General features: G+C 35.9%; 1 protein-coding gene. It reads right to left on the bottom strand.

The window, feature by feature from the left end; genetic code table 11:
* On the bottom strand, positions 1 to 2,378 hold a 2,378-nt coding region (locus tag BAZSYMA_RS10010; RefSeq protein WP_195910132.1), incomplete at both ends, for a coiled-coil domain-containing protein.

Below are 2,378 nucleotides of genomic sequence, written 5' to 3'. Positions count from 1 at the left end.
GTTGTTTGGTGTTCTTATCTCGTTAATAATAACACCAAGAGCCTCCAAGGTGCCTCTGTTAAGCTGAAATTTTAAGTTCATATTTTCTATGGCAGAGGCTTTTATTTCATTGCCTGCTTTTAGATCTAATGTTATGACTACCAATTTTCCTTCGACTTCTTTTCTTACACTGTGATGACTGCCTCTTGCGTACCTTATTTCTATTACCTCTTGATTAAGTGCCCTCCTCCAGTTCCCGTACTTTACTTGTCTATAAGTTAGGTTGTATTTACTAAGGTCAACGGGTTGATTTTGCCTCTCTTTCTCGGCCTCATTGAGCTTCTTCGAAATTTCTAGTTGTACACGCTTTCTCTCTTTTTGTTCTTCTTTGTATGCTTGCTCTTTCTCCTGTCTGAGTTTAGCATTTGCATCTTCTTTTGCTCGGAGTTCGAATAGTGCTGCATTCTTCGCCGCAATGCGTTCGTCTCTTATTTTTTTATTTTCTTCTACTATTCTATTTCTTGCTTCCTCTTGTTTTTGTTCTTTAGCGTCTTTGACAATTCGCCTTGTTTCTCTTTCCTGTTGTTTCAAAACTTCTTCTTGCTCTTTCTTTACGCGTAGTTCATTGATCGTCAATCCAATGCCATTGCGTCTCTTAGCTCTTTTTTCCCTATTTAGACTCGCTTTAGCGGCCTCTTCTTCCAAATCAGAGAATATTTCAAGGCGTTTATAAATGGGGAGTGTTTTATTCAGAAGCATTTTCTTATACCAATCTTGTGCAGTAGCATTTAATAGTGCTTGATCAAAAAGAATGTTGATTTTCTCAATCGTATTTGTTTCAAAATCCTCTGCAACCAGTCTTCCAAGGGCTTCGGTGCCTTTATCTCTGAGATTGGGAACAATTTCTTTGCTCTTTATATAGGTTTTTGTAAAATCTGCACTGTCTTGTAGTATTTGATCAAAATCCTTATTTAGTGCTTCGTTATCGGAGAGTTTTGTTGTTGTATGATTTTCTAAGTATTCTCTTATGTTTCTCAATTCTTTAATGCGCTCACGCTGTTCTTGATCGGCGTTCAATTGCCTGACAATCATCATTTTTCTTGTTTTCTTTGTCTCTTCAAGCTTGGGCCCTTCTTCTAGAGATTTTATTTTTTCATCAGATACAGCAATGAATTTTAGTATTTTTTCTCTTGATACTTTGGCACTGGCAATACTTTGTGTCAAATTATTCATACCAGCAATCGCACCTTGTGTGATTATTGCTTTTTGGGCTTTTTTAGATAGGGTGTCTTCTGTGTCTTGTGCTTTGTTGCCTCTAATTTCTTGGAAATCTTTTTCTAGTTTGAGTGCTTCTTGTTTGAATTTTTCTAATTCTTTGTCACTCCCCTCTTGATCGATGAATCCTATGGTTACTTCCAATTCCTCTGTCAAAGACTCCTTGTCATCCAATAGTGAATCAAATATTTTATCAATCTTTTTTGCTTGACTCTTTGCGAGATCTAAATCTTTGTTATTTCTTTCTAATTGAGCTCGTGCATACCTTGATTTCCCTTTGCCTTGTAGCGATTGGCTTCTTAACTTTGTTATTGCCTTATTTACTGCACTAATCCTACTCACATAACCCTGTTTCAAATTATGTGTAGCTTTCAATTTAGTCTCTAGTACTTTCAATCTACTATTTATTCTTTTTACTTCCTCTTCAGACATGCTGACTATTGCTTCCGTTCTTACTTGTTGATCTTGATTCATTGTCATTTCTACTGCTAGTCGTTCTATTGATAACGCATGTATTTCCTGCTCTATTGCATTTTTCTCTGCTGTTAGCTGGTCTAGTGTTGTTTGCAATTTTTCTTTCTGTGGGTTTTCTTCACCTGATTCTACTGGTGATTCTTTACTTTCTTTTATGGCATTATTTACCTTTTCCAACTTTCCTTGAATATTTATCGTTTCTTCTTCTGCATTAATTATTAGAGACTGGACTCTCTCCAGTTTTTCTATATATTTATCAAGAAACAAAAATTCAGTATCTTTTGTCTCTATTCCTATCTCTTTTCGCTTGCTTGATACAGCCTCGGATTCTACCAATAGCTCTTTTATTGCTTTCGATATTCTTATTACTTCAGCGGTTTTCTTCCTATGTTCACTTGATATTCCGAGTGCCGCTATTTCATCTAAATCGGCTTGGAGCAATTCACCTTCTGCTTCCTGTAATTTTTGATGCAATTCCTTATATAGAATTTCTGTAGCTTCCCGCCGCTCTTCTAGCTTTTGCAACTTAAGCGCTATATCTATTAATTCTTTATCAAACTTTTCTTGTTCTTTTGTTGTTGTTTCTTCTTGTTGCTTTTTCTTATCCAACCTTTTTCTTTCTTCATCTGATGCTTGCTCCGTATCTCCTA

Source organism: Bathymodiolus azoricus thioautotrophic gill symbiont (assembly GCF_001298715.1).
Lineage (GTDB): Bacteria > Pseudomonadota > Gammaproteobacteria > PS1 > Pseudothioglobaceae > Thiodubiliella.
This window is presented reverse-complemented; position numbering and strand designations above follow the sequence as displayed.